Annotated in this window: 23 protein-coding genes and 1 tRNA gene; 12 read left to right on the forward strand and 12 right to left on the reverse strand. The window is 54.1% G+C overall.

Translation table 11 applies throughout. The features are described from left to right. Positions 1-29: 29 nt before the first annotated feature. From OLX72_RS16240 to OLX72_RS16255, 4 genes are all read right to left on the reverse strand, one after another. Complete coding sequence (locus OLX72_RS16240; protein ID WP_114870147.1) at positions 30-566, reverse strand: GNAT family N-acetyltransferase; 537 nt, start codon at positions 564-566, stop codon at positions 30-32. Beyond that, positions 563-1,171 carry a LysE family translocator gene (locus OLX72_RS16245; RefSeq protein WP_114870146.1) on the reverse strand — a complete coding sequence of 203 codons (609 nt, stop codon included), beginning with the start codon at positions 1,169-1,171 and terminating at the stop codon, positions 563-565. Before OLX72_RS16245 ends, OLX72_RS16240 begins: the two co-directional genes overlap by 4 nt. A gap of 78 nt (positions 1,172-1,249) precedes the next feature. Further along, positions 1,250-1,519: a 50S ribosomal protein L27 gene (rpmA, locus tag OLX72_RS16250; RefSeq protein ID WP_114870145.1), complete on the reverse strand. Its 270-nt coding sequence runs from the start codon at positions 1,517-1,519 to the stop codon at positions 1,250-1,252. Between the two features lie 11 nt (positions 1,520-1,530). Then, positions 1,531-2,220, reverse strand: a complete 690-nt coding sequence (locus tag OLX72_RS16255; protein ID WP_433989097.1) for a 50S ribosomal protein L21 — start codon at positions 2,218-2,220, stop codon at positions 1,531-1,533. A 330-nt stretch (positions 2,221-2,550) separates the two neighbouring features. Between OLX72_RS16255 and OLX72_RS16260 the strand changes: the two genes are divergently transcribed. Further along, positions 2,551-3,564 (forward strand): Hint domain-containing protein, encoded by a 1,014-nt coding sequence (locus tag OLX72_RS16260; protein ID WP_433989098.1) that lies wholly within the window; start codon positions 2,551-2,553, stop codon positions 3,562-3,564. On the opposite strand, the gene OLX72_RS16265 is transcribed toward OLX72_RS16260, so the two are convergent. Together OLX72_RS16265 and OLX72_RS16270 are read right to left on the reverse strand one after the other, a co-directional pair. Next, positions 3,565-4,395, reverse strand: coding sequence for a DUF2059 domain-containing protein (locus tag OLX72_RS16265; protein WP_254684764.1), 831 nt, complete (start codon positions 4,393-4,395; stop codon positions 3,565-3,567). It lies immediately after the preceding gene. Further along, a complete protein-coding gene (locus OLX72_RS16270; RefSeq protein WP_433989099.1) occupies positions 4,392-5,234 on the reverse strand; it encodes a DUF2059 domain-containing protein in 843 nt (280 codons plus the stop codon). The genes OLX72_RS16265 and OLX72_RS16270 overlap by 4 nt, the downstream gene beginning before the upstream one ends. Positions 5,235-5,381: 147 nt before the next feature. Here OLX72_RS16270 and OLX72_RS16275 point away from each other — a divergent pair. Both OLX72_RS16275 and OLX72_RS16280 read left to right on the forward strand, forming a co-directional pair. Beyond that, positions 5,382-5,471: transfer RNA gene (locus OLX72_RS16275), tRNA-Ser, on the forward strand. A gap of 115 nt (positions 5,472-5,586) precedes the next feature. After that, complete coding sequence (locus tag OLX72_RS16280; RefSeq protein WP_433989100.1) at positions 5,587-6,978, forward strand: tyrosine-type recombinase/integrase; 1,392 nt, start codon at positions 5,587-5,589, stop codon at positions 6,976-6,978. Positions 6,979-7,023: 45 nt separating this feature from the next. On the opposite strand, the gene OLX72_RS16285 is transcribed toward OLX72_RS16280, so the two are convergent. Further along, complete coding sequence (locus OLX72_RS16285; protein WP_433989101.1) at positions 7,024-8,343, reverse strand: hypothetical protein; 1,320 nt, start codon at positions 8,341-8,343, stop codon at positions 7,024-7,026. Positions 8,344-9,427: 1,084 nt separating this feature from the next. Between OLX72_RS16285 and OLX72_RS16290 the strand changes: the two genes are divergently transcribed. Then, positions 9,428-9,646 (forward strand): tautomerase family protein, encoded by a 219-nt coding sequence (locus OLX72_RS16290; RefSeq protein ID WP_433989102.1) that lies wholly within the window; start codon positions 9,428-9,430, stop codon positions 9,644-9,646. Positions 9,647-9,932: 286 nt separating this feature from the next. Here the strand turns inward: OLX72_RS16290 and OLX72_RS16295 are convergent, their stop codons facing one another. Then, on the reverse strand, positions 9,933-10,829 hold the full coding sequence (locus tag OLX72_RS16295; RefSeq protein ID WP_433989103.1) for a LysR family transcriptional regulator: 897 nt from the start codon (positions 10,827-10,829) through the stop codon (positions 9,933-9,935). Positions 10,830-11,405: 576 nt separating this feature from the next. Between OLX72_RS16295 and OLX72_RS16300 the strand changes: the two genes are divergently transcribed. Continuing rightward, complete coding sequence (locus OLX72_RS16300) at positions 11,406-12,035, forward strand: MSMEG_1061 family FMN-dependent PPOX-type flavoprotein (protein ID WP_433989104.1); 630 nt, start codon at positions 11,406-11,408, stop codon at positions 12,033-12,035. 268 nt (positions 12,036-12,303) lie between these two features. On the opposite strand, the gene OLX72_RS16305 is transcribed toward OLX72_RS16300, so the two are convergent. Beyond that, entirely contained in the window at positions 12,304-13,131 is an 828-nt protein-coding gene (locus OLX72_RS16305) for an alpha/beta fold hydrolase (protein ID WP_433989105.1), read from the reverse strand. A 393-nt stretch (positions 13,132-13,524) separates the two neighbouring features. Between OLX72_RS16305 and OLX72_RS16310 the strand changes: the two genes are divergently transcribed. Beyond that, on the forward strand, positions 13,525-14,163 hold the full coding sequence (locus tag OLX72_RS16310) for a DUF1326 domain-containing protein (protein ID WP_433989106.1): 639 nt from the start codon (positions 13,525-13,527) through the stop codon (positions 14,161-14,163). A gap of 140 nt (positions 14,164-14,303) precedes the next feature. Beyond that, positions 14,304-14,993, forward strand: a complete 690-nt coding sequence (locus tag OLX72_RS16315; RefSeq protein WP_433989107.1) for a DUF2182 domain-containing protein — start codon at positions 14,304-14,306, stop codon at positions 14,991-14,993. A 492-nt stretch (positions 14,994-15,485) separates the two neighbouring features. On the opposite strand, the gene OLX72_RS16320 is transcribed toward OLX72_RS16315, so the two are convergent. The 3 genes from OLX72_RS16320 to OLX72_RS16330 form a co-directional block, all read right to left on the reverse strand. Continuing rightward, positions 15,486-16,040 carry a recombinase family protein gene (locus tag OLX72_RS16320; protein WP_433989108.1) on the reverse strand — a complete coding sequence of 185 codons (555 nt, stop codon included), beginning with the start codon at positions 16,038-16,040 and terminating at the stop codon, positions 15,486-15,488. A 138-nt stretch (positions 16,041-16,178) separates the two neighbouring features. After that, positions 16,179-16,355, reverse strand: coding sequence for a hypothetical protein (locus OLX72_RS16325; protein ID WP_433989109.1), 177 nt, complete (start codon positions 16,353-16,355; stop codon positions 16,179-16,181). 347 nt (positions 16,356-16,702) lie between these two features. Further along, positions 16,703-17,254 (reverse strand): tetratricopeptide repeat protein, encoded by a 552-nt coding sequence (locus tag OLX72_RS16330; RefSeq protein ID WP_433989110.1) that lies wholly within the window; start codon positions 17,252-17,254, stop codon positions 16,703-16,705. Positions 17,255-17,705: 451 nt separating this feature from the next. Here OLX72_RS16330 and OLX72_RS16335 point away from each other — a divergent pair, with 451 nt between their 5' ends. From OLX72_RS16335 to istB, 5 genes are all read left to right on the forward strand, one after another. Further along, positions 17,706-18,767, forward strand: a complete 1,062-nt coding sequence (locus tag OLX72_RS16335) for a vWA domain-containing protein (protein ID WP_433989111.1) — start codon at positions 17,706-17,708, stop codon at positions 18,765-18,767. A gap of 89 nt (positions 18,768-18,856) precedes the next feature. Continuing rightward, entirely contained in the window at positions 18,857-20,884 is a 2,028-nt protein-coding gene (locus OLX72_RS16340; RefSeq protein ID WP_433989112.1) for a tetratricopeptide repeat protein, read from the forward strand. Between the two features lie 726 nt (positions 20,885-21,610). Next, positions 21,611-22,120, forward strand: a complete 510-nt coding sequence (locus tag OLX72_RS16345; protein WP_433989113.1) for an IS630 family transposase — start codon at positions 21,611-21,613, stop codon at positions 22,118-22,120. 733 nt (positions 22,121-22,853) lie between these two features. Beyond that, positions 22,854-24,380, forward strand: coding sequence for an IS21 family transposase (gene istA / locus OLX72_RS16350; RefSeq protein ID WP_114868709.1), 1,527 nt, complete (start codon positions 22,854-22,856; stop codon positions 24,378-24,380). Beyond that, positions 24,370-25,161, forward strand: a complete 792-nt coding sequence (gene istB / locus OLX72_RS16355) for an IS21-like element helper ATPase IstB (protein ID WP_114870387.1) — start codon at positions 24,370-24,372, stop codon at positions 25,159-25,161. The genes istA and istB overlap by 11 nt, the downstream gene beginning before the upstream one ends. Positions 25,162-25,195 lie beyond the last annotated feature (34 nt).

Raw genomic sequence — 25,195 nt, forward strand, 5'->3', positions numbered from 1 at the left:
CTCCTAGTGCAAAGGGCAGACGCAGCCAATCACAGTTTTCGACTATAGGTCCATGTGGGCATGGTTGTATCACGGGCTACGCAAAAGGTTTCCGCGTCGCCCAGATATTCGAACCCGCAGTGGATCAGCACGCGCGCCGAGGCAGGATTGTCCTGAAACACGGATGCGAACATGGTTTTGTTGTCCATCGGATTGGCATCGACCAGCGCCTGTACGGCATCCGAGGCCAGACCGGTGTTCCAGAATGCCGGTGCCACCCAGTATCCGACCTCGGACTGGTCGCGATCAAGACGTTCCAGACCGATCACACCCATTAGATCGGGGCCGTCCGATTTTGTGCCGTCCATGGCCCACACATCTTCTGTCCGGGTTGTGGACAGGGCCCGCGCCACAAACGCTTCGGTCGCGCCCGGTGGCAGCGGATGCGGGATCGACGTGGTCATGCGCGCCACGCGGTCATCGCTGGCGTAAAGCTCGATCAGGCCCATATCGGATTTGCGCAGCGGGCGCAGATCAAACCGGTCGGTTTCGACCAAAGGCTGGTTCAGGATCGGATCCAGTTTCATGCGTTTGCTCCTCCTGCGAACAACACAAAGAGGACAGAGGCGGCGGTTAGCGCCGCCAGTGTCCACATCAGGTAGGTTTCCGCCGCCGTCCCCGCAACGGTGGCGGCGATGCGATCACCGGCAAAGGCCCAGATCGGGTGCAGCACCATCTGGCAGGCCAGCAAAATGGCCGCGATGGTGGCCGTGGCCTGCAAGGGCGGTGTGCCGATGGCGACAAATCCGGTAAAGCCCGCGATGATCATGCCCCATGCCTTGGGGTTCAATGGATGAACGATCAGCCCTGCCAGAAATCCCGGTGCGGTGCTGCGCGTGCCCTGCGGCCCAAGGCGCAGGTTGGCCACTTTCCATGCTAGCCAAAGGATATAGGCGGCGGAAACCCATTTCAGCGTTTCAAACACCCATGGTGCGCGGGCAGACAGTTCCATCAGCCCAAAACCGACGGGCCAGATTACCAGTTGTTTGCCGAGCGCGACACCGGCCACGAAAGGCAGTGCGGCGCGAAACCCATAGCGCGCGCCTGTTGCCAGCAGGGCCATATTGGCCGGACCCGGCGTGCCGACCTGACTGGCGGCAAAAACAAGGAAACTGGCGGCGGCAACGCCCATGAAATCAATTCCGTCAAATAAGAAAGGGGACCGGCGGTTTCGCCGATCCCCTGAAATGTCAAACCACTTCGGTACGGCTTATTCAGCGGCCTCTGCCACCGGCATGACCGAAATGAATGTGCGGTTTTTCAGGCCCTTGTGAAAGGTCACTGCGCCGTCAACAGTTGCAAAGATCGTATGATCCTTGCCCATGCCAACGCCCTCGCCCGGCCAGAATTTGGTGCCGCGCTGACGCACGATGATGTTGCCGGAAATAGCCGACTGGCCACCGTAAAGCTTTACACCAAGACGACGACCCGCAGAGTCGCGACCGTTACGGGATGAACCGCCTGCTTTTTTATGTGCCATTTGGTTTCTCCTTAGCCTTTAGCCAGTTCTTTGGCCTGTTCGATCCAGCCTTCACGCTCGATCCGGCCTTTGAACGACAGTTGCTCGTCCATAGCAGCGACATCCGCCTCTGTCCACGCTGCCACCTGGGCAAATGTGGTCACGCCTGCGGAATGCAGCTTTTTCTCGAGCGCGGGGCCAACACCGGACAGTTGCTTGAGATCGTCAGCAGCGGCGGATTTTGCAGCGGCTTTCGGGGCCGCAGCCTTTTTGGGTGCCTCGGCCTTTGTCTCGGCTTTCGCCTTTGTGTCGGCCTTTTTCGCAGATTTCTTCGGGGCAGCGGCAGCAACCGCAACAGCGGATACCGAACCTGCGCCGATCGCGGCTTTCACGCCGGATTTGTCTGCACCTTTGGCCAGAATTTCGGTCACGCGGATCAGGGTCAGCTTTTGGCGATGGCCCTTGGTGCGCTGCGAACCGTGCTTGCGGCGGCGCTTGACGAAATGGATCAGCTTGTCGCCCTTGATCTGGTCGACCACTTCGGCCTGTACGCCGGCATCTGCCACCAATGGCGCGCCAACGACCGGCTTGTCACCGCCCAGAATCAGAATTTCGTTGAATTGTACTGTTTCGCCAGCGTTTGCAGCCAGTTTTTCAACACGAAGCGTATCGCCCGATTGAACCTTGTACTGCTTGCCGCCGGTCTTGAGGACCGCAAACATGCGTCTTTCCTTCGCTTTTGCCGCGTTCTGTGGTCCCCTTGCGGGTGTTTTCGGCCGTTTGGCCACCTCGAACAGCGCGCCCTTGGGGCGTCATTGAAAAATAAACCCGGATCGGGACCTTTCCCGCCGAGATGCGGGCTTATGAGGGGAAGACGGGACCAAGTCAAGAGGAAGAATGCCACCGCGCTGATCCTGCCACGTCGCCTGCCCTGATCCCGGATTTCGCGGGACTTTGGCAATATCGCGCCGGTTTCGGTCTTTCCATTTGAAATGCCATCAAACCGCCGCAAATCGCAGATAGGCAAACTGTTTCGTGAGTGCGAGGTACCAATGGCTCTTTTTACGCTGCAATATGTCTATCAACTGTCCGATTTCCTGACCACAGGTGCCAATATCACGCCGCCGGATGAACAAGGCGCGCGCGCTCAGGGATCGCCGCCCTTCACGATGACACTTGATCCGTCAGCCACGCCGTTGCAAACCGTGATCGACGATGACGATGCGCTGCTTCACGAAACAACCGGTTCGGACCCGTCGCAACCGCTGGCCAGCGACATTACGATTGACGGTGTTCTGTATCCCGCAGGCAGCCATGTCGTGGTTAATTATGTGCTGACCGACAACAACGGGTTCGAAGGGTTTTCCATAACCATTGGCGACCAGAATTCCGGCAACAACACAACCACAGCCTTTATCACCACACAGCCCATGGTGCCCGGGCAGCAATATGTCTTTACGCAAGAGGACAATATCGGTGGCAACGGGGCGCGCAGCTACAGTGAATTTGCCTGCTTCACCAGCGCAACCCTGATTGATACGCCAACAGGGGTGCGCAGGGTTGGCGTTCTGGTCGCGGGCGATCTTGTCGATACCCTGCATCACGGGGCGCAACCGGTGCGCTGGGTCGGGCGCCGCAGCGTTCCGGGCATGGGGGCCATGGCACCTGTTCGGATCTGCAAGGGCACGTTGGGGGCATCGCGCGATCTGCTGATTTCGCCCAACCATCGCATGCTGATCACAGGCGCGCATGCGCAACTTTACATGGGATGCGATACCGTACTTGTCGCGGCCAAACACCTTGTGAACGGGTGCAGTGTCAAACGCAGCCCAATGGGGTTTGTCACTTACGTGCACATCATGTTTGACGATCATGAGATTGTGCGCACCCAGGGTTGCGACAGTGAAAGCTATTATGTCGGCGACACGGCGCGCAGCGATGCCGCCTTGGAACAGGCCGCCGAAGTGCTTGCGCTGTTTCCCGATCTGGCACCGCGCCTGCCCCGCAAGCTGGCCCGCCCCGAAGCCCGCGCCCACGAGGCGAGCCTTCTGGCACAGATGTTGTAATTATAATTCGCTGGCGGCCAGTTCCAGCGCGACAGCCCGTCCGAGCGCATAGGAAATATCGGTGTACATGGCGTTGAAACCGTCAAACAGCCCGCGGTTCAGCGCTTGTCCTGCATCGGTGCGCGAAAACGCGATATAGGCTTCCAATTCCTCATCGCTCAGCGGTTGATAGGCCATCAAAAGATATCCCATCAGCCACTCTTCCGTGTCGGCACGTATCTCTTCCTCTTGCGCCCAGACTTCGGCAATCATTTCGTCTTCGCTCATGTCAAAGGCGTTGCCGTCGCTCAAACCGCGGAAAAACTGGTAGTTTGAAGTCAGGGCGCCGCTGACATTCCGCTCCAGCAGATCGTTTGCAGTGACAAAGGCGCGGATCAGATCCAGTCGGTTGCCGCCGTCTTGCGCCAGGTCGCGATAATTCTGGCGCGCGATTTCTTCGATGTCATCATCCCCCATCGCGCCGCGCGCGGCGTTTTCAAGGGCCACGATGCGTTCACCGGCAGGTGTCTGGAAAAATGCCAGCGTTGCATCCAGATCGCTGCCCTGCAGCGCGTTCGCCAGCCCGGCGCGGGTGGTTTCGCTCATGCGGTGGATATCGTAAATCCTGTCGACCTGGCTGGCCCAGAACCCGCTGCCCTGCCCGTCCAGCATGTCGGCATTCAGATCGCGCGCGTAATCAAGCCCCTCGGTGCGCACGATCTGCATCATCTCTGCCATCTTCAATGCGTCCATCAACAACGTGACGCGCGCGGTGCCCTGTGCCATCAGGCAAGAGGCAGAGATCAACAGGACCGCGCTCGCGGCACAAATACGGGACCAGATCACGTTCACAATTCGGTTCCCGGATGCAGATCGGCCATACGTGCGGCCAGTTTTTCGAACCGGTTCGCCATAATCTCGTACTGCACGGCGTTCATCAATTCATAGACCAGTTTCATATCGGGATGTTCCAACGCCTTGGCATAGGCAAGAACTTCGGCATCGGAAAAATCGCGGTAGGTATAGGCCGCCCCCGACAGGCCGGATTTTTGCATGGCACGGCGCAGTTCACCCTCCTGCTCGCGCATCATGCCGCGCAGGTCTTCTATGTCGATGCGCAGTTCGATCACGCCCGCCGCCGCTGCCGCCATCAGAAACCGCAACTGGATTTCCTGCAACGCCCGCACCCCGTGGCCCGCCGTATCAATGGCCGCATTCATCCGGTTCAGGCTGTTAAGCCGGTCAGACCCGTCCGCAACCAGCTGCGCCACGATCGCCTCGCCCTGCGCGGATTTGGCGGTATCGTCCTCCATCATGTGCGATGCGTTTTCCGCCACCACCAGCCGCTGCCCCAGATCCGAGGCATAAAATTCGGCCGCATGGGCCAGTAAATCGTCGCTGAGCGTCTGTTCCAGAATGTCCAGCGCCATGTCATGCAGGGTTTCCGTTTCAAAGATATCGTCGGCAAGGCGGGTCCAGACATCACCGAACGCGTCCGTATCCAGCCCCAGCATTTCAGGCGCCGATGCCGCCGAAAGCTTGATGCTTTCCAGCGCGACATCAAATCCTGTCACGGTCAAAAACGCCTCAAGCCGGGCACGATCGGCGGCCTGCGCCGGCCAGAACGACCCCAGAGACAGAACCAGCCCCAGAACCAGGGCTTTGGAAAGGATAAGAAGAGGGCGGGGCATGAAAACGTCCTGTTGAGCTGTGCGTCGGTGCCAAGCCTAAGCCATTTCATCCCGCAGGCAATGAAAATCCCCGTGACAGCGGATGAGGCGAATTCTGATCTTGCCACGCTGCGCGGTCCAAGTTACACGCCCCTGCAAGACCCCCGCGGAGAGGTGCCGGAGTGGTCGAACGGGACGGTTTCGAAAACCGTTGAGCTCGTAAGGGTTCCCAGGGTTCGAATCCCTGTCTCTCCGCCAGCTGCCCTAAGTGGTTGAAGTTAAATGGAATTTCCGATGTGGTCAACCTACTGCGTAGTGTACTTTACACCACGCGGGACGCCGTGAGGGCGTTTGCATGAGGGACCGGAAGACCATGAGATACATTGACCAGCCCAGAGGCGCGGGCACTGCTTATCGTTTCAAGATGAAAACTCCGAAGGCGTTGGCGGGCATGATCGACCCCCTGACCAAGAAAAAGTTCGGGAATTGGATCATCAGACCCTTTGGCGGTGAACGTCATTTACCCACGGCCAAGAAGCTGCGTGATATCTGTGTCGCAGAGGTCAGGACCATGACAGCGGATGCGGCGTCGGGTGCGGGGTTGTCTGGAAGGTTCAACTTGGAGCGGGCTGAAGGCTGGGCTGAAGCTTTGCGCGTTCAGAAGGCCAAAGGTGGCCCAGATGATTACCAACCTGACGTATATGACCTGATCGAAGATGAAGTACGGCGGGCACCTAAGGCCAGACGTAAGGCATTCCAGAAGGTTGCCCTATCAGGCACCTTGAGCATGGCTGATGCGGTCACCCGATATCTCCACGACAGAAGACCGAACAACGGCTTTGGATATGCCACCCTTGCGCCCACCACACAGAAAGACATGCGGGTGGCTGTGAAATATCTTTGCGAGTTCATGCAGGAGACAGAGGAAACGCTGTTTCTGGAAGATGTGGACCTTGACGCGATCACACGCTTTCGCAATGACTTCCTGCCCCAGAAGACTTCCCCAAGGGCACCTGTTGGTTTGTCCTATGGGACCATTGAGAAGCTGTGTGGGTTCCTGCGCACCCTCTGGAAATGGGCGGTTGAACATCGGCACGTAAACGCAAGTATGGGCAACCCCTTTGACCTCCCTACGGGTGTGCGAAAGCAGAAGCGGAGGAAAGTATCGAGTCGCGATATCTACAATGCCGAGGAAGCCGAAGCAATCATGAAGGCCTTCCCCTTGGGCAATCGCCTCGGTGATATCTTCCGGTTGGCCTTGGTCAGTGGATGCCGTGCCACGGAGTTGGCGAAGGTCACCATCGACAATGTCTCGGAGGACGGGGCGTTCTATTACATCGCAGGGGGCAAGACCGACAATGCCACGCGAACCATTCCCGTTCCTGAGATTGCCCGAGATATCGTGCTGAGGCGTCTTGCGGATGCCAAGGCTGTGGGAGAGGACAGGCTGTTCCACGACTACCCTATCAGGCCTTCGACAGACAAAGTGTCTTCCCTTTCACAAGAATACACGCGGCAAAGGCGGGCTGTGCTGGGGGCTGATACGGACGGGCGGCTGACGTTCCATTCGTTGCGGCATACATGGTTCACGAAGGCCAGACAGGCGGGTGTATCCGTACCGGATGCCAATGACCTTGGGGGCTGGGCTGGGGAGAGGACCAGTTCCTCCTCGTATGACCACGGCCTTATGATGCAAGACCTTGCCAAGAAACAGGAACTGGTTGCAGAGCGATTGAAGACAGACGGGTATCTGAAAGCGTTCTGAGGTTCCCCCAGAGGTGCCCGTGAAGGGTTCCCCTGAGGGCTTACTTCACAGCCTCTTCGGCCTCGATTTGCTTTGTTCAGCTTGCCATTTGCGCACGAAATCTCTTTTCCGACTGACTTCACCAGTTTGCAGCCAATTTGTCAGCAGGTAGCGCATGCGCTCCGAGGGAATAGCGACAGTGATTGGCAGACCTGCACGCACCCGAGTACGCCATAGCCATTGCACCAGTTCTGTCAGAGCGAAGGCGTCCGAGAACGCCTGATCAGATCGCCCAAGATAGGCTTTGATCTGAGGTTTGGGATGCTGATCGTACAGATAAATAGCGTGGCTGCAGTGTATGTATCGATTGCTGCCGCGTGTTGTATTGGCCAACCAATTGATGCCGTTCATGACCTGCCAAACACCATCTTCTTGGGCCCACTTTCCAAATGATCTGGATGCCCAAGGACCCGCTTTTTGACGTGATAAGGAACCATCTGCAAACCAGTTCACCGCAGCACAGGTCAAAACTGTGTTCTCCTTGGCGACGCCACTCCATTTCCTTTGGAACAGTTTCTTGATCGCATCAGAAATACGCTGACCATCATTCGATTGCTTTCGGGCTGTTTGCTTCGCATGACTTAGCTTGATGTCAGACGGCACATTGAAGACTTCAATGGTAATCAGGCTGCGCGCCTTCTTTCTCCACTCCGCTTCCCCCTCCCAAGTGTTCAAGGTGTAGGTCAGTTTGCACCTTTCCAGATATGCTTTGATCAGGCTTCCCTCAGCCAGATACGTCAGGATGGTGAGCGAGGTTCCTGCAGTCAGCAAATCGGTTGGAACGGCCAGTACAAAGAGGTTGCCTTCTTCGTCCGTGAAGAGTCGATTTGCCAATGCGTCTTGATAGACGTTTCGAAAAAACCCGGTAGCTCCCCCTTTGACCAACAGTTGCCATTTCATCGTTAAGCGAACTTGCCCTGTTGTTTCATCAACTGTGACGTATTCATCGCGTAATAGGACGTCCTTAAAGTCCGCCGCAGAAACGCCTTCAGTGACTTCGATGGGGTTGGGCACTTCATCAATTATGATTTCGTATCCTGCCAAAAGCCCGTTCCTCGCGACCTCCGCAAGATTGACGTAAAGCGCGTGAGTTGTCGCGATATTCGCACCCTTACTCAACAGTTCGCGTATGCTTTCCAGCTTGGACATTTTGTCATCGCTTGGGGTTTCTATGCAAACACCCTGCGGGGCATCCCTGACAATGCGCTGAACTTCGTCAAGGTATGGCGTGACAATCAGAAACTTGTTTTTGTCGGCAAGGCTCTGAATGAGATCGGTGGTTTTGCCGGTACCACAAGGTCGGTCAATAATCGTTATTTCGGACATGCCAGAAGGGTTCCAGAAAGTGGGTGTGTAGGTTGGCCCGAAGTCAGTGGGCCACCGACCGGATTACCCGATTCAAAACAGGGTGTTACCTGCCGCGACCGTAATACAAGGGGACTCGCGAAGCGAATCTGCTCAAGGAAATCTTTAACGATACCAGCGCACTATCATCATGAAGCGGCCCATAATCCGTTCCTATACTAAGGGTCAACCAGAAGTAAAACCGTTATCAGGTAATGCGATCAGAACACCTTAAGTCGGCCTCCTTCTTCGCTGCTCCTCTTGCTTTGTAAACTAGCACTGTCCTCCAACAAGAATGTTCTGGTCTTCTTGAGGTTCCCTGAAACATCAGGATTTACTCAAGATAGGCCAGAAGGTGCACTATGGAGATCGGTCGATCTTGGAAAGACCAAAGAGGGGCTGGCAACTTAGCAAGGACCTTAAGGTGGAGCAGTTTACTTGGTCTTCAAAGGCGAAGCCGTTCAAAGGGGGTCTGCATGGGCAAGTTCAGATTGTTCAGAGAATCTGGGTTACCTGAAAATCATACGCATGGACCCACCCAATTGGATTGAGAGAAAGATCGAAACCTCCAAAGTGGCAAGCGATAGTCTCCAACCAAGCAATGTAACTGGGCTGCAATTTCTTGCTCATCAAATCCACCGATCACCCTATCGAAGACAGACGCGCAAAGCTCATCGGTGCGGCCGTCTCGTCCGTGATGTCTTGTTTTGTAACCCGAGTGATCTAAAGCTTTGACGGACTAGCATCATGCTGGCTCTTGCACCATTTCCAAGGGTCTTGGTCTTCCGCCAAACAACGCTCTCCAGCCGTGCTTAGGGTAAGGTGGGTGGTAATTGAATACCTCAGTAAACTGACGACATGTGAAGAATTTCAGGCGCAGCTTGCGAGGATGAAATTATCGATCCTCTGCGCTTGTAGCATCTCCAGCAATCATTTGTGACAAAGCAGACCTCAGCGCGCTCCGCAGCGAGCAACTGTTCCGAGCCGACGCTGACATTTTGTCGAGGGCTTGGTAAAGTTCTCAGCATGTAGTGAATTCACCAATAGCAAAAAGGGGGTATCGGCCATGCCATTGATCGACATTCACGTACTTGAAGGGGTCTTTTCTGATGAAGAGAAAGCGCAAATTATTTCAGGAACGGCGACTGCCTTTGGAAAAGTTGCTGGGAAAGCTTTGCAGCAACTTACTTCGGTCCGCATCCATGAGGTCAAAAGCGGGCATTGGGGAGGTTCGGAAACTATGTGGACCACCGAGCGGGCACTTGAAGCAAAGGCAATGAAGTAGCCACCAATAGAGTTTTCACCATGCGACCACCCGTTGAAACCACACCGCATCGCAGTCATTGGTGCTGACTGCGGCGAATGACCACAGTGAGCCCATCGCGACGATTGCTGCGGCCGGTTCGAACTGGCGCAATACGCGCTATGCGGACATAGCCTATGACGGCGCCGGACGACTTCGACCGTTCTCCGGGAGTCGCTCTGCCGCATCGCAGCTTCACCGAACCGGCCGTTCGCGCAATGTGCAGCATGATAGGCTGGGCGACCGACGGCACTGCGGGACGAAGTTGTCACTCTTTGCGCAAGGTGTCCGTCATGTGATCGATAAACGCCCTGACCTTCGCGGGCATAAAATTTCTGTGCACAAATACTGCATAGATTGGCTGTTCCAGAGTCTCGTAATCGGGCAATATGCGGACTACTCGGCCGTCCGAAATCATGTCCTCTATCAGATAGTCCGCGATCAATCCCATGGCCCCGCCTGTAAGGATCGCGTTCCTCGCAGCGTTGGGAGAGTTGACGACAAAACCCTCTGGCAAGGAGCAAGATACCGTTTCGCTTGCAACGAGGAACTGGTTTGTGCGTCCCCAAGTGCCGCTGATTTGCTTGACCAGCAAATGTTGATCCAAGTCGTCAAGCGCGGCTGGCATCCCATGACGTGCCAAATATTCAGGTGTCGCTACAAAGAAGAGGCGCTGGGAAAAGATTTTTCTCGCCTTCAGGGATGAGGATTCAAGCTCTCCGGATGTCCCGATGCGAACCGCCAGATCGAAGTGTTCTTGAATTAGATCTACTTTACGGTTCGAGATCTCGAGTTCCACTGAAACCTTGGGATATTTTCGTATGAAACCCGGAATGGCCGGTGCAATGCGTTCCTGTCCAAAGGCTACAACGCTGGAAATGCGCAGATGTCCGGCCGGAACGCGCTTTCTTTCGCGGATTTCCTCTGAAACCGCCTCAAGCTCGTCTACAAGCACCGCCCCCTTCCGAAGAAATTCTTCGCCCTCCTCAGTCAAGCTGATACCCCGAGACGAACGGCTAAAAAGACGAACTCCGAGATCGGCCTCTAACTCCGTGATCATTCGGCTCACAGACGGCGGAGAGCTGTTCATACGTCGTGCCGCCGCTGCAAAACCGCCCTGCGAAGCGACCTCTTGAAACACTTTGATGGCTTTGAACCTGTCCATCTGTCCACCCATCCGGAAACTGGAATACTGCGTTTCGACCTTAACGCATTCCATCGGATTCGCGAAAAGCAGTACCCTGAAGTCAGACTTGGCTTAATCAAACGATGGAGAAAATGATGACACAGAGAATACCGAAGAGTCGCCTTACCAACTTTGATCTGATGATTATACGTGCCGATGGTCGAACCGAGGCCGAGTTGGAAACTATGGCTCAAACAGGTTTCGGCTTCGCCATTACGAATTCCGCATGCGCCTTTGTGGCCGATGGTCTGTACAGGCTTGTCCTGCTCCTAGAAGCGCGAGCGCGGCGATCGGCGGAAGCATCGCATCTGCGCTTGAAGGCCAGTTCGACGAAATGAAGATGCGTTCAACCGGTCACGCAACATCTTGCGGCTGCCACTCCCAGGTCGTGACAAAGTCTGCATCGGGCTCGCTGCCGCCACCCGACTGATTCTATCGGGAATTGTGCTGGTGTCCGACGCTGTCCGACCGGGTTGCGGGACAGAGCGGACGCTCGAGTTGTTTGGCAAGCGCATCTGTCCTAGCATTCTTTTTGTTCAGAGAAAGGGATGGTGCATGTTGCAGGTCGAAGAAGAGATCAAGGATATTGAGCGACTTCGAGAGCTCTTGCCAGAATTCAAAGGTTCAAACACTGACTTGAAAGTGACAGATAGGATCAATTCCGTTGCAAAGAGGTTCATAGCTACGGCACCATTTGTCGTCGTAGCGACCAAAGCATCAGGGGGACTGATCGATGTCTCCCCTAAGGGTGATCCAGCGGGTTTTGTCGAAGTCTACGACGAGAAGACACTTATTATCCCAGACCGGCTTGGCAATCACCGCGTGGACGGGTTCGTAAACATACTGACCGATCCGAATGTGGGGCTCATCTTTGTTGTCCCCAGACATGGAGACACACTACGAGTGGCTGGGAAGGCCCGGATAGTGAAAGATCAAAAGATCTGTGAACGCTTGTCCGTGAATGGCAAACAGCCTTTGCTTGCTCTGATCGTGGACGTGGAAGAAGTCTTCATGCACTGCTCCAAGTCTTTCATTCGCTCGCGCCTATGGCATCCTGATTCTTGGCCAGCTCGCGGCACCGCCCCGACACTTGCGGAATGGGTGGTTGGCACGGTGGAACGAGAACAAACTGTCAGAGAGGTACAGCACATTCATACAGACGACGAAGAGCAACGCCTTTACTGACTTGATAAACAGCGACTTTGGGCTCGACTCGGTCACCCGATGCATTTAATCAGGTACTTCGTTCATGAGCGGCCGCTTTTGAGCCTGCCCGGTGTTCTCGTTTGCGCCTGCAGCAAATTGAAGCTTGTTTTGGCAGGCCCCAGGCGACTCGGACGCTAAGCGCAGACAACAGCCGTTCGCCAAAGGAGGTCGACCGGCAGCAGTGTCCGCATTGCAGTCATCGGCGCAAGTTGCAGCGACCCGTTGAAACCGCCGCCTAGAGCGGACGCTACTCGTCACCGTCAAGTTCCATGCGGTCCAGCCAGTCGATGACCAGCGATCGGAATAATTCCCTTTTGGCTGGAGCAATGAAATGTCCGCAGCCATCGAGCGTGGCGAACGTCGCTCTGGGAAAACGCTCAACAGATATCCACGTGTCACGATATCCGGCGATAGTATCTTGCCTGCCCGCGAGTATCAGCGATGGGGCAGTGAATGGTGCGCCGACTTCGTCCGGTTTGAAACTGAAAGCGTAGTTTTCAGGGCGCCAGCTTTCCAAAGCGGCCTCCTCATCGAGCAGTGATATCGCCGGGCGCAAGCATGAAGTGTCCCAATCAACGAGAGCGGCGTCGCGAACAGGCTGAATGAATCGCAACGTATCGGTTCGGTCTCCAGCCTTCTTTGCGAACCCATCCTCCTCGAAGATGGTCGAAGGTTCGGGTAAGTCACGCTTTTCATAGTCAATTACAAAGGGGGTGGCATTGATAAATACCCCAAGAAGTCTGTCCGGGTATTTGGCCGCAAGCCCCCGAACAAGGTGTCCGCCAGCCGACATTCCTGCAACCGCAAATCGTTTTCCGGGCGCGACAGCATCAATGAACCTAATCACGTGGTCTAGAAGTGCGTCAAAAGTCATCGGCCTTGGTAAGGTCGGAGTGCGTCCATGGGCGGGCAGATCGGGATATATCCGATGCCATCCCGCGCGGTCTAGGAACGCAGGCTCCATTTCGTCCATCATATGTCGATGGTCAAGATAACCGCCATGAAGCATGAGGATCGGCCACCCCGAACCGCGTTCCTCGAAGTTGACGTCAATTCCATTTACTTGGATCAGCATCTTTCCACTCCACAGGCCACCTGAAGATCTCATAATCATAGAACTTATCAAGATTGTCACCTGCTATGCCAGACAGGGTCGCTTCGTAAACGGCTACCTTATGCAAACTGCTGCGTTGCAACGAATGGCGGGAAAGTCCGCTGTGCAGACATTAGGGCAAATTGCGGCGATTGACCGGGCAGAGCCCAAATCAGACCTAAGAGACGTACGCACCGATAAGCTGCTCTAAGCCAGAATAGACATACTGAAACGGATCGTAAGCGTGGAAAATCCTGAGTTGCAAAAAGCCGTGTTCAGGGGACCGTCGATCTTAGGCATTCCGAAAACCGTGATTTTTTCATGTTTCTATGCTATTGATCTTGAATTGGATCAATACTTTTGGGGGAATTTTGGATGACACCTTGGGAAATTCATGGCTTCGAACTGGCGAATTGTAATTGTGATACCGGGTGCCCGTGCCAGTTCATGTCACTACCGACAAAAGGTACCTGCGAAGCAGCAGTGGCCCTGATTATAGAGAAAGGCCACTACGGTGACGTCGATCTTAGCGGAACCAAAGTCGCTCAGATGTTCAAGTGGCCGGGCGCGGTTCACGAGGGTGACGGCACGATGCAAACCATCGTTGATGAAAATGCATCTGCCGAACAACGCGAAGCTCTAGAAAAAATTGTAACAGGTGCAGACACAGAAGAGATGGCCACTTTCTGGTGGGTCTATTCCGCTATGAGCCCAAACAAGCTTGAGACGCTGTATAAGCCGGTTGACGTGACGATGGATTTTGAAGCCCGTACTGGTTCAGCAAATGTACCGGGTGTATTCGAGACAACATGGGAGCCGCTTTCCAATCCGGTAACGGGCGCTGAGCACCGCGCTCGCATCAACCTGCCGAACGGGTTTGAATACCACGTTGCAGAGGTTGCGAAAGGAACAACCAAGACTCACGGGGCGATTTCGCTGAAGGGCAACGACAGCAGCCACGCACATTTTTGCGAAATTCACATGAATAACGCCGGCGTGCTCGAAGTCGCCTGACTTTGGTGTGCTTGTAACTTATGGCTGAGTTCAGTCTGACTGAGCGTGTCCTCCGTCGCGACAGGTTGCTGCTTGTGGCACTGGTTGGGTCTCTGTTTGTACTTGCAGGTATGTACACTGTTTTCGGTGTCGGCATGCGAATGACCGCCCTCGAAATGACCTCAATGCGCGGTATGCGAGATATGCCGGGTGCGGGAGAGCCTGGTGTTTGGAGTGCCAGTTATTTCCTACTCGTGTTTCTGATGTGGTGGGTAATGATGGTGGCTATGATGCTTCCGAGCATCTTGTCCACTGTCCTGCTACAGGCCTCTCTGATGCGTCACGCGGGCCGAGGAAATTCTGTGCAGGCGGTCTCGGCTGCCTTTCTTTCCGGATATTTGCTGGCGTGGGCTGGTTTCAGCCTGGCAGCCACCGCAGTGCAATGGACACTCGAGGTGGCAGGCGTTGTTTCTGCCACCATGATGACCCTGATTGATACAGTTCCTGGCGCGCTCGTGCTGATCTCGGCAGGGATCTACCAGTTCACTCCGCTGAAGGTAGCGTGCCTTGAACACTGTCGATCACCTGCAAAGTTCCTCACTGAGAGGCGGCGTTTTGGGGTCGCCGGTGCCCTCAGAATGGGCGCTGAGCATGGGACCTACTGTCTTGGGTGCTGCTGGTTCCTGATGGCGCTGCTTTTTGTGGGTGGCATCATGAACCTCTACTGGATTGTAGCTCTTACTGTATTTGTAGCGCTTGAAAAGCTGACACCTTGGGGCATCGTTCTAAGCCAAGCCGCCGGAGTCGGTCTTGTAGCCTGGGGAGGTTGGGTAATCTTCGCTTGGCTTTGACTAAATTGTTCCGGAGCAACGGATTTTAGCGAAAAAATGAGAGTACGGATTTTTCGGGTTTTTCAACACAATCAGTCCGACGCCGCGCTTAGTGGACACAAATTAATAAAGGGGCGCTACGGTAAAATCTGCAAGTGACGTGCAAGCAATGATGTCGGTTCTGTCCGCATTTTAATCATTGAAGACAGACGCACAGAATGGCTGCTTCAAGTCAGTCGCAGGTCCTGACGCTAGCACCAACTAGAGGTCCGCAATACAGTACTCCAAATGAATCATAGCATTAAGGCGCTCGCTGGGAGTCGCTTGAGCACAGGGGTGCCAGTGAAGGTTTCCCTTGAGTTTATGCGGAAGCGGATTGACGAAATATTCACGCAAGTGTTTCTTTTGATGCGCTAATCGAACCGCCTGATGCTTCTCAGGGTGGGCGTTAGAGCCTTGAGCCTGCCCACCCTACCTCAGCGACCTTAGAGCCGATGTGTGGGAGTCACCCCATCATGCCTCCTCAAGAATGCGGTACACAGAAGACTTCCCAATCCCAAGCTGTTTGGCAATCTCCATCGGCTTCACCCCTTGGGCAGAAAGGGCCTTGATCTCCTTCGTCTTGGCCCGTGCTGTGGGCTTGCGTCCGAGATACTTCCCAGCCGCCTTGGCCTTGGCTATGCCTTCCCGCTGGCGTTCAAGCATTATCTCGCGTTCGAACTGTGCGATGCCTCCGATCATAGTGAGCATGAGGCGTCCTGTTGGGGTTGCCGTATCAATGGCCAGATCAAGGATGCGAAGGGACACCCCAGCACTCTCCATGTCTTCGACAATCTGTAGCAGGTGCGCCACCGAACGGGCCAAGCGGTCCAACTTCGTGATCACCACAACATCCCCTTCACGGGCAAACTCAAGGGCTGCCTTAAGCTGCACCCTTGCCACAACATCGACAGACGACACCTCCTCCGTGAATACCTTCTCACAGCCAGCCGCCTTCAAGTCCCTGAGTTGCGCCTCAAGTCCTGCCTTCTGGTCTGTGGTAGAGGTCCGTGCGTAACCGATGATCATGGTTCAATCCTTCCAATAAGAGCCTAAGACTTTATGGGATATTGTTCCCAGAACGTCAACGCCATTTATATGGGAAGATTATTGGGGCGTGTTGGAGTTCCCACAAGACCTTGCCCAGTGGGAAACCTTTGGGTCATGTCAGGCTTGCCGATGCTGTTTTCCGAAGGTGGATTGATTGACCAGAGCTATGCCGCGCAGTGGCAGGTAAATGATGACCTCACCCTTGTCCGAGCGATCAACAGCAAAGCGGGCTGGTAATGTCTCGCGCTGGGCGAAGAACTCAAAGCGACCGAGGCGTAGGGATGTGAAGTGCATGAAAGGGTTTCTTATGGGTCGCAGTGACTGGAACTTGGGTGCGTGAGGAAAGCACTTCACGATATTGAAATGTATACGTTAAAGGAGTTTTTGTGTTGTTGGAGAAAGTTTACCGTAGGCCGTACGGGGGGTATGCGCGTTCCCTCTTATATATCTCGGAGGCTCACATTTTTGCGGTGAAATCAATTCAGCTTTGGGGGCGAAGAGGAAGATCATGAAAGCTGCAAAAGCGCAAAGTATCATCACCAATACAGCTGACACTGCACCAATCACAAAGCTGGATAAAACTAATAATCACTTCGATTTAGGCTGGCGCGAATTTCACTTGGAAAGATGCCATGCCCCGTTCAGCAGCCCTTGTAGTTCTTGGTAACGCATTCTGCCGCCAATGCCTGCGCCTTTGCTATCTCTTCGCGGGTCATCTCGTCGGCAACCTTGTCCCTATTTTTCTTAGCATCTTCAATCCCAAGCGAAGCTGCAATGTTCCACCACATATATGCGAAAATGTCATTTTCGATGACGCCGTCACCGTCGTCGTACATCACACCCAGATTGTGCTGCGCTTCTGCATAGCCCTGTTCCGCGGCCAAGCGATACCATTTTACCGCGACCGCATCGTTCTCTGCGACGCCATTGCCGAAGTCGTACATCAGGGCCAGATAGTATTGCGGGACAGGAACGCCATCTTCGGCCAAAGGTCTCAACTCTTCCAAGGCGGTGGCGTAATCATCGCTGTTGTAAGCCGCCAACCCCTTTTCGTAATTGTCGTAGTACTGCGCCCTAGCCGTTGGCCCAAAGACGGTCAGGGCCGCAGCCAAAGTCAGTGCTTGAAAAGTACGTTTCATTCGGTTGGCCTCCAATACTTTCAAAAGGTTACATTTGGAGGTTGCAGAAGCCAAGGACGTTTGTTTTGTGCTTTATTAGTCCGAAGACTGAACACCGAGCAAATATACAAATATAAATGTCTCGTTAGCAGGAATTAGGCAGGTTTGGAGAAAAACGCTAGAAAAATCGGGTGATCTACCGGAGCGGGAAGCTGAATTGGGAAATGCTTGCGACTTTGGCATTGAAGCGTCACATCTGCTCAAAAGCACCTCAGGCACTATGCGCTGTGTGTAAAAGGAATCACTTTAGCATTTCCGTCCAGATAGTTGTTTTAATGACAAAAGCATGGAATCCCTGTAGAGCAAATCCAAATTGAATGGCGGAAAGCTCTGTCAAAAAAGTTGATTTTGGATTAATTTTGAACTAAGAGATTTTAAGTGTTTAATTGTGTTAGTTAATTTGTGTGAAGGATGTTTGGCTCCGTTTTTGGCCTTAATTTTTAGCTAGGGTAAGGGGGAAATCATTATGCTCTTCAAACATAAGGCGTCTTCAGATCGCCAATTTTCTTTAATAGAAAAACTAATAAGAAAGCCGCTGCTGTTTACCGCCGCAACGGCTTTGTTGGCAGGGCTTCTGTCAGCAGGCGAAACGCAGGCTGCGTCATCGGTAAGCTGGACATCTCCACCGAACAACTCGAGCGCTCCGGTTGGGACGCTGGTGATGCCGGAAGGTATCGCCAACGTCTCCGGTGCGACCGGAAGTGGTCTGGACCTTGTTTTGGTCCTCGACTCTTCGGGTTCGATGGGGTTTTCTAGTCCGTCGGGTCGCGTACAGACTCAGAGAGATGCCGCGAACGCGCTTATCGCATCGGTTCCGCAGGCGTCCTCGAGAATTGGGATTGTACATTTTGATAGCAGCGCTACGACTGTGCAGTCCTTGCAATCTGCAACGAACCAAGCCACGCTTTTGGCCTCGACTACAGTTTCACCTGGTGGTGGTACACAAACGGACGCGGGGATTAATCTCGCTGCAAGTATGCTCAAGGCCGACGACAACGGCGCTTCGAAGCAGATGGTCGTGATTTCGGACGGTGTACCGAATAGCCAAACCGCTGCTGTACAAGCAGCAACGAACGCGAACTCTGGTACTGTTCCTGTTCAGGTCAACACCGTGGGCATACCTAGTACCCCCTTTGGGAACCAGCAAGACATCGCGACTGCTGGCGGTGGAACATTCGTGACTGCTACCAGTCCTCAGGCTCTGATTGACTTATTCAACGGCACGGCGGGCAACCTTGTCGGCATCAGCCAGATCGATGTTGTATTGCCTGACGGCACAGTCCTCAGCGACATTGGCCTGACCTCCGGGCTTGGTACGTTCAAAGTGCCACAAAACTACGCTTTGAAGCTTGGCGCAAACACATGGAAAGTAACTGCTTTTTTTGATGACAACACGAGCAAATCAGCCAACTTGACGGTTTTTGGTACCGCGGTAGGAACAAACGTGGTTCCACTTCCAGCGGCGGGTTGGCTTTTGCTTGCCGGGCTTGGTGGCCTTGGTGCTTTGCGGCGCTTCAGAAAGACATAAAGGCGTGTAAGTTCTGCGCCCACGATACTGACACGGGCCGGGAAACCGGCCTGCGTCTTTTTTGACACTGTTATTTTACAGGTGTTTTAATGCCACGCTTTACGATGTTTGTGCTTTGCCTGTCGGCAACCTTTTCCATTGCCCTGTTCGTTAAAGCGCCCGATGCGCGTACTCTTGATCCCCTTACAGACTTTGATGCATCCGGACAGATCATTGACCGGCAAGCCGTTAAAACTGTGTCGCTTTTAAAAGTGTTGCAGGACTACGGTGATTTTCGTGCTGTTTTGAAGTATTTCGATGCCGAACTTCACACAAGTGCAGTTCTGCAAAGCGTACGTGCGGCCGCGTTTGCTGCAGCAGGCGATCCCGTGCAGGCACGTACACTGTTGGATTCAATGACTGAGCAACGGTATTCGGAGTGGTCAATGATAGCAGAAGCACTGATTGCACGGCAGGCCGGCGATCTCTTAAGCGCGGAAAGCGCCATTTCAAAAGTCTTGTCGCAAGCACCTGATAATGCTTATGCGCACAACGTAGCAGGCACAATTGCAGCTGTGCGCAGCGAATGGGATGCGGCGATAGAGCATTTTTCTCAAGCGGTGCAGCTGGCGCCCGACGGAGCGATATATTTGGCCAACCTTGGAGGGGCATATGTCGAAGCCGGCAACTTTTTTGGGGCGCGCGAACCGCTTGAGCGCGCGATTGAGTTGAACCAAACATTCTGTGCCCCGCGTCTAGCACGAGCCACTTTGTACGATATTCAAGGAGATCTGAACGGGATTGAGGCTGACTTAGTGGCGTGTCTTGAGGCAGAAGCAAATACCAAAGCGGCACGCGCATTGGTAGTCGCGCAAACCGCGGCGTCACAATTGAAACGCGCAGAGCAATCGGTTGCACGCTACCGTGATGTGCTTGGGAATCAGGCGTATGTCCTTCTTGCCGAGATTGCTCTGCGTTCAGGGAGGGCCTCTGACGCGCTTGCTGCGCTTTCGGAAACGAACCTTCCGGCGCCTGTCAAACTGATGAGCGAAGCATATGCTCATCTTTTGAACGAAGACTTTTCTGTTGCTTTGCAAAAGATGAATACCGTGGCCCCACATTACGCTGGTAATCCCACTGTTTCCTCGTTTGTGCAGGGATTGGAAATCCTGAATTCTGAAGGCGAAATGAGGTCACGGCTGCCAGATCGTCCGATGGATGCGCTGTTTGGCGCATTGGCCGCATCGGATACTTCTCAGCAACAGAGATTGTGGGCGAACAGCGAAGATTTTGTCCCTGGATACTTGATAGCAGGTCTTGCGCTGGAAACCCCAATTGCGTTGCAGCAGCCGGCGGTTCGTAGTTCGCTTGTGCGTGGGTTGCTGTTTCTCGAGCGGGGAATGAACGGACCTGCAGCCGAATCTCTGACAACTGCGGTTGAGAATATCGACGCCGGTGAAAGTCCCTCCGCCGCAGCGTTTTTGCACTACCTACGTGCCGCAGCCCTTCTTCGTTCAGCCGATCAATTGGCGGGAGAGCGGGCTTTGGCGCAATCACTGAACGCCGCCCCAGAATTTGTATCCGCGCACTTCTTTCTTGGAGAAATTCTGTCGCGAAGAGCCCGTTTCGAGGAAGCCCTCGTCGCATTTGAGACCACCTTCGAATTGATGCCAACCGCGGCCCATGCGATACGATTTGGAGCGGCGGCTGAGGTTGTCGGAGCAACAAACTCAGCGATACGTGCTTATCGCTTCCTGATCGAAGAGTTGCCAAGCAGTCATATCGGGTATAACCAACTCGCTTGGGTTTTGGTGTCAAGTGGTGGCGATTTGCAAGAGGCAGAATTGCTTGCGAGAAAGGCGTTAGAGCTAGCTCCAGACGATGGCCCATCTCTAGACACGCTAGGCTGGATACTCTTTCAGATCGGTGATGTCGAAGCGGCATTGCCTTATTTACGAAAAGCTCATGAGATTGGTGGACCGTCTGGTCCTCTTATTGCTCATCATTTGGCGCAAGCTGAGACCAAGGCAGGCGACCCCCAGCGTGCCAAAGAGCTTTACGAGTTCATATTAAGTTTCGGACCAGATGCGTTTGTGATCTCAAAGGAAGCCCAGGAATTCCGAGATGCTTTATTCTGAATATATTTGATTTTTCAAGCAACAAGTTACAGTCTCGAACAAATGCCGCGCAATGGTTTTTGTAGGGCTCGACGCAAGACGTGGACACTTCGGCATTACCGTCGCAATTTGCTCGTAGTCCAGTATACCTACAAATAACGATTTCGTCTGAGGATCATTTTTGTTTACCCTGAAGAGTTCCCTTTCTGATCTCTCGAAGAAAGTTTCGATGCCTTACAATGCGTTTTTCTACGCTGAAAGCAGGCTGAAATTACGATTTGTTCTGGGTAGTTTCCGTAATTCACCGTGGTCACCCATAGTTTTGTCATTGGAGAAATATCGATCAATTTGCCATCTCTTTTTTGTCCGGCCTACAGCTTTGAAACTTTCCGGTGAACACCTTGGTGGTTACGATGCGCTAGAAAACCCCCTTATGAATTCGACTTAAACTGTCCCTCTGGTGCCGACGTTAGACAGGCTTTCTCTGTAATGAATGCCTTAGTGCAGTAACGGAGCAGCGTTTCGTGTGGTTCCATCACTAGGTGTTTAGTCCCATTGTGTGGTGGTCTATTAAACTGTGACCATCAGAAGGATACACTATGGGACTAAATATCTAGCACTATGAAAACATCTTCGTGTAACAAAAGACACTGGTTGCTACCGAGCGCTATCGCGCCTGGGTAAGGCAAAAACGCGCCGACTGCTTCAAGCACCGCATACCACCCGTGATGGAGCGGCCGGAACGCGTTGTCCTTCATTGATGAAACATCAGTGAAAACCAACCTCACTAGAGAGCGGGAATGGTCTCGACGCGGAAATCGTCTTGTCATGGATGCGCCATTCGGTTCATGGGGCACTCAGACCTTTATGGCTGGGCTGACCGCCGACGCGATGATCGCACCTTGGGTGATCAAGGGCGCAATGGACGGTGCCGCTTTCACGGCCTATGTCGAAAAGGTACTGGTACCTGAACTGTCGCCCGGAACCGTAGTCATTCTGGACAATCTCGCCACCCACAAGAACGACGAAGCGGCAACAGCCCTGCGGAATGCCGGATGCTGGTTCTTGTTCCTCCTACCCTACAGTCCAGATCTCGCTCCGATCGAAATGGCCTTTTCCAAACTCAAAGCCCACTTGCGCCGGATTGGTGCGCGCTCCTTCGTGGACATGTTCACAGCAATTGCCGAAATCTGCGACATGTACTCACCGCAAGAGTGCTGGAACTACTTTCGGGCTGCCGGATATTTATCAGGTTAAAGGCGGCTTGCTTTAATGCCATGAAAGGCACCCTGATAGATGAACGAATCCAGCGGCTTGAGGTGATTGGTTTCAGATTCAGAATCAGGGCATGAGAAGGCGGCAAATACCAAAAACGAGTGAAAAGGGTGGAAGCGTTAAACCGGTAGATTTGCTCCCCATGCCCCCGTAGTGTATCTTTTACCACACGAAAATACACCACGCAGAATGCTCTATACGTAATTAATATCAATAGCTTAGGGGCTATATTGAGGCGGAGATAAAGTTTCCCTGTCTCTCCGCCACCCACCCCTATCTCTGTCAGCACAGCCTTTTTTTCCCTGTTTTTCCCCGTTTTATCGGGCGCTTGGATTGTGCCATCTGCCAGAGAGACACCCGCCATTCCCCGAGCTAGCGCGATTTCTGCGTATTGTCTCCGGACGCACTATCACGCGCTTCGGTTAGGTCCAAATTTCCCTGCTAACAGGCAATTAACAGGGAAATTCCTCAGATTTCGACCTTTTGAGCAGTTTTTTGCCCTGAATACTCACACTTTATCAATGAGTTACACAAGATTTCCCTGCGCTAAGTAACAGGGAACATTTTCGCGATTATCAGGGAAATTTCCCTCAGGAACAGGGTGTTGAATGTCACTCAGAACTGACCCGGTAAGGGCCAGAATTGTCACTGAGAAATGACCCATGTGCAACCGTGCCCCTGACGGGATTTGTCGGGGGTCATTGGAGTGATAGACATGGGATTTTTGAGCGTAATTCGACGATGGGCACTGAGGGACAAGATGCCCATTCGCGAGATTTCACGGCGGACGGGACTGTCTCGCAACACCATCAGGAAGTATCTGCGGGCTGACATAGTGGAGCCCAGTTTCCAGACGCCCAAGCGGCCAAGCAAGCTGGATCCGTTTGCGGAGAAACTGTCAGGCTGGCTGATTACGGAGCAGCGCAAATCGCGCAAAGATCGATGCACGGCCAAGCAGATGCACGCAGATCTGGTGCAGCTTGGCTTTGATGGATCATATGAACGGGTCGCAGCTTTTGTCAGGGCTTGGAAAGCAGAGCGGCAGCATGTGATGCAAACAACTGGGCGCGGGACATTTGTGCCTTTGGTGTTCCAACCTGGCGAAGCATTCCAGTTCGATTGGAGCGAGGACTGGGCCGTGATCGGCGGCGAGCGTGTCAAGCTTCAGGTCGCCCATATCAAGCTGTCACATAGCAGGGCGTTTTTGGTGCGGGCCTATTTGTTGCAGACGCATGAAATGCTGTTTGACGCGCATTGGCATGCTTTCCGTGTGTTTGGCGGCATTCCGGGCCGTGGCATCTATGACAATATGAAGACGGCTGTTGACCGTGTCGGTCGCGGCAAGCAGCGCGATGTGAATGCGCGCTTTCTGGCGATGACCAGCCACTACGTCTTCGAGCCAGAGTTCTGCAATCCAGCGGCGGGCTGGGAGAAAGGCCAGGTTGAAAAGAACGTCCGCGATGCGCGCCATCGTCTGTGGCAGGTCGCGCCTGTCTTCCGAAACCTTGTAGCCCTGAATGATTGGCTCGAAGGTCGCTGCAAGATGTTGTGGGCCGAGACGGCGCACGGCAGTTTGCCCGGCAGTATTGCCGATGCCTGGGAAGGCGAGAAAGCCGCGCTGATGCCGCTGCCAACAGCCTTTGACGGCTTTGTTGAGCTGAGCAAGCGCGTGTCACCAACCTGTCTGATCACCTTTGATCGCAACCGCTACTCTGTGCCCGCAAGCTTCGCAAACCGCCGTGTCAGCCTGCACATCTACCCTGAGAAATTGGTCGTTGTTACCGAGGGGCAGGTCATTTGCGCCCACCAGCGCATCATTGAAAGATCCCACCGCCAGCTTGGGCGCGTCATCTATGACTGGCGGCATTACCTGGCGGTGGTCCAGCGCAAACCGGGGGCGCTACGCAATGGTGCCCCATTCATGGAAATGCCCGATCCCTTCCGACAATTGCAGGATCAATTACTGCGTAAGCCCGGAGGAGATCGAGAGATGGTCGATATCTTGTCACTCGTTCTGCACCATGATGAACAGGCCGTGCTCTGTGCGGTAGAAATGGCGCTGGAGGCAGGTGTGCCAACCAAGACCCATGTGCTGAACCTGCTTCACAGGCTGGTGGACGGCACTCCGACAGACCAGCCCGATGTGACCCCGCCTTCAGCCCTAGCTCTGAATAAGGAACCTGAGGCCAATGTCAGCCGCTACGACGGGCTGCGGCAAGGAGGAACGCGTCATGCGTCATGACCCCGCCGGTGCGGCTATCGTCATCATGCTGCGCAGCTTGAAAATGCCCGGAATGGCGCAGGCTGTCGGCGATCTGCTTGAACAGGGGGCACCTGCATTTGATGCAGCCGTCCCGGTGCTCTCGCAGTTGCTCAAGGCTGAAATGGCCGAACGCGAGGTGCGCTCAATCGCCTACCACATGAAGGCCGCACGCTTCCCGGCCTACAAGGATCTTTCCGGCTTCAACTTCTCCGCCAGTGAGATCAACGAAGCTTTGGTCCGCCAACTACACCGGTGCGAGTTCATAGACGGCGCTGAGAATGTCGTGCTGATCGGTGGGCCAGGTACGGGGAAAAGCCACGTTGCGACTGCACTCGGCATTCAGGCCATAGAGCATCATCGCAAACGTGTGCGCTTCTTCTCAACGGTCGAACTGGTCAACGCGCTGGAGCAAGAAAAGGCCCTCGGCAAGGCTGGGAAAATCGCTGAGGCACTGGTCAAAACGGACCTCGTCATCCTTGACGAGCTCGGATACCTGCCGTTCAGCACATCAGGCGGCGCGCTGCTGTTCCACCTTTTGAGCAAACTCTACGAACGCACCAGCGTTGTCATCACCACCAACCTCAGCTTCAGCGAATGGGCGACGGTCTTCGGTGATGCCAAAATGACCACGGCCTTGCTCGATCGGCTCACCCACCGCTGCCACATTCTCGAGACCGGCAATGATAGTTATCGCTTCAAAGCCAGCTCAGAAATTGCGAAACAGAAAAGGAAGGAAACAACAGCATTGACCACATCATGACGAAGAAAGCATAACGACTGAGCGGGTCAAATCT

The sequence above is a fragment of the Sulfitobacter sp. TBRI5 genome, from assembly GCF_051013555.1.
GTDB lineage: Bacteria > Pseudomonadota > Alphaproteobacteria > Rhodobacterales > Rhodobacteraceae > JL08.

Bases quoted from the DNA above. Each gene is read 5' to 3' on its own strand.
- OLX72_RS16285 (WP_433989101.1), bottom strand. From the start codon at position 8,343: ATGTCCGAAATAACGATTATTGACCGACCTTGTGGTACCGGCAAAACC.
- OLX72_RS16340 (WP_433989112.1), top strand. From the start codon at position 18,857: ATGCCACGCTTTACGATGTTTGTGCTTTGCCTGTCGGCAACCTTTTCC.
- OLX72_RS16245 (WP_114870146.1), bottom strand. From the start codon at position 1,171: ATGGGCGTTGCCGCCGCCAGTTTCCTTGTTTTTGCCGCCAGTCAGGTC.
- OLX72_RS16295 (WP_433989103.1), bottom strand. From the start codon at position 10,829: ATGGACAGGTTCAAAGCCATCAAAGTGTTTCAAGAGGTCGCTTCGCAG.
- OLX72_RS16335 (WP_433989111.1), top strand. From the start codon at position 17,706: ATGCTCTTCAAACATAAGGCGTCTTCAGATCGCCAATTTTCTTTAATA.
- OLX72_RS16320 (WP_433989108.1), bottom strand. From the start codon at position 16,040: ATGATCATCGGTTACGCACGGACCTCTACCACAGACCAGAAGGCAGGA.
- OLX72_RS16300 (WP_433989104.1), top strand. From the start codon at position 11,406: ATGTTGCAGGTCGAAGAAGAGATCAAGGATATTGAGCGACTTCGAGAG.
- OLX72_RS16255 (WP_433989097.1), bottom strand. From the start codon at position 2,220: ATGTTTGCGGTCCTCAAGACCGGCGGCAAGCAGTACAAGGTTCAATCG.
- istB (WP_114870387.1), top strand. From the start codon at position 24,370: ATGCGTCATGACCCCGCCGGTGCGGCTATCGTCATCATGCTGCGCAGC.
- OLX72_RS16325 (WP_433989109.1), bottom strand. From the start codon at position 16,355: ATGCACTTCACATCCCTACGCCTCGGTCGCTTTGAGTTCTTCGCCCAG.
- rpmA (WP_114870145.1), bottom strand. From the start codon at position 1,519: ATGGCACATAAAAAAGCAGGCGGTTCATCCCGTAACGGTCGCGACTCT.
- OLX72_RS16315 (WP_433989107.1), top strand. From the start codon at position 14,304: ATGACCGCCCTCGAAATGACCTCAATGCGCGGTATGCGAGATATGCCG.
- istA (WP_114868709.1), top strand. From the start codon at position 22,854: ATGGGATTTTTGAGCGTAATTCGACGATGGGCACTGAGGGACAAGATG.
- OLX72_RS16310 (WP_433989106.1), top strand. From the start codon at position 13,525: ATGACACCTTGGGAAATTCATGGCTTCGAACTGGCGAATTGTAATTGT.
- OLX72_RS16290 (WP_433989102.1), top strand. From the start codon at position 9,428: ATGCCATTGATCGACATTCACGTACTTGAAGGGGTCTTTTCTGATGAA.
- OLX72_RS16305 (WP_433989105.1), bottom strand. From the start codon at position 13,131: ATGCTGATCCAAGTAAATGGAATTGACGTCAACTTCGAGGAACGCGGT.
- OLX72_RS16270 (WP_433989099.1), bottom strand. From the start codon at position 5,234: ATGCCCCGCCCTCTTCTTATCCTTTCCAAAGCCCTGGTTCTGGGGCTG.
- OLX72_RS16240 (WP_114870147.1), bottom strand. From the start codon at position 566: ATGAAACTGGATCCGATCCTGAACCAGCCTTTGGTCGAAACCGACCGG.
- OLX72_RS16260 (WP_433989098.1), top strand. From the start codon at position 2,551: ATGGCTCTTTTTACGCTGCAATATGTCTATCAACTGTCCGATTTCCTG.
- OLX72_RS16280 (WP_433989100.1), top strand. From the start codon at position 5,587: ATGAGATACATTGACCAGCCCAGAGGCGCGGGCACTGCTTATCGTTTC.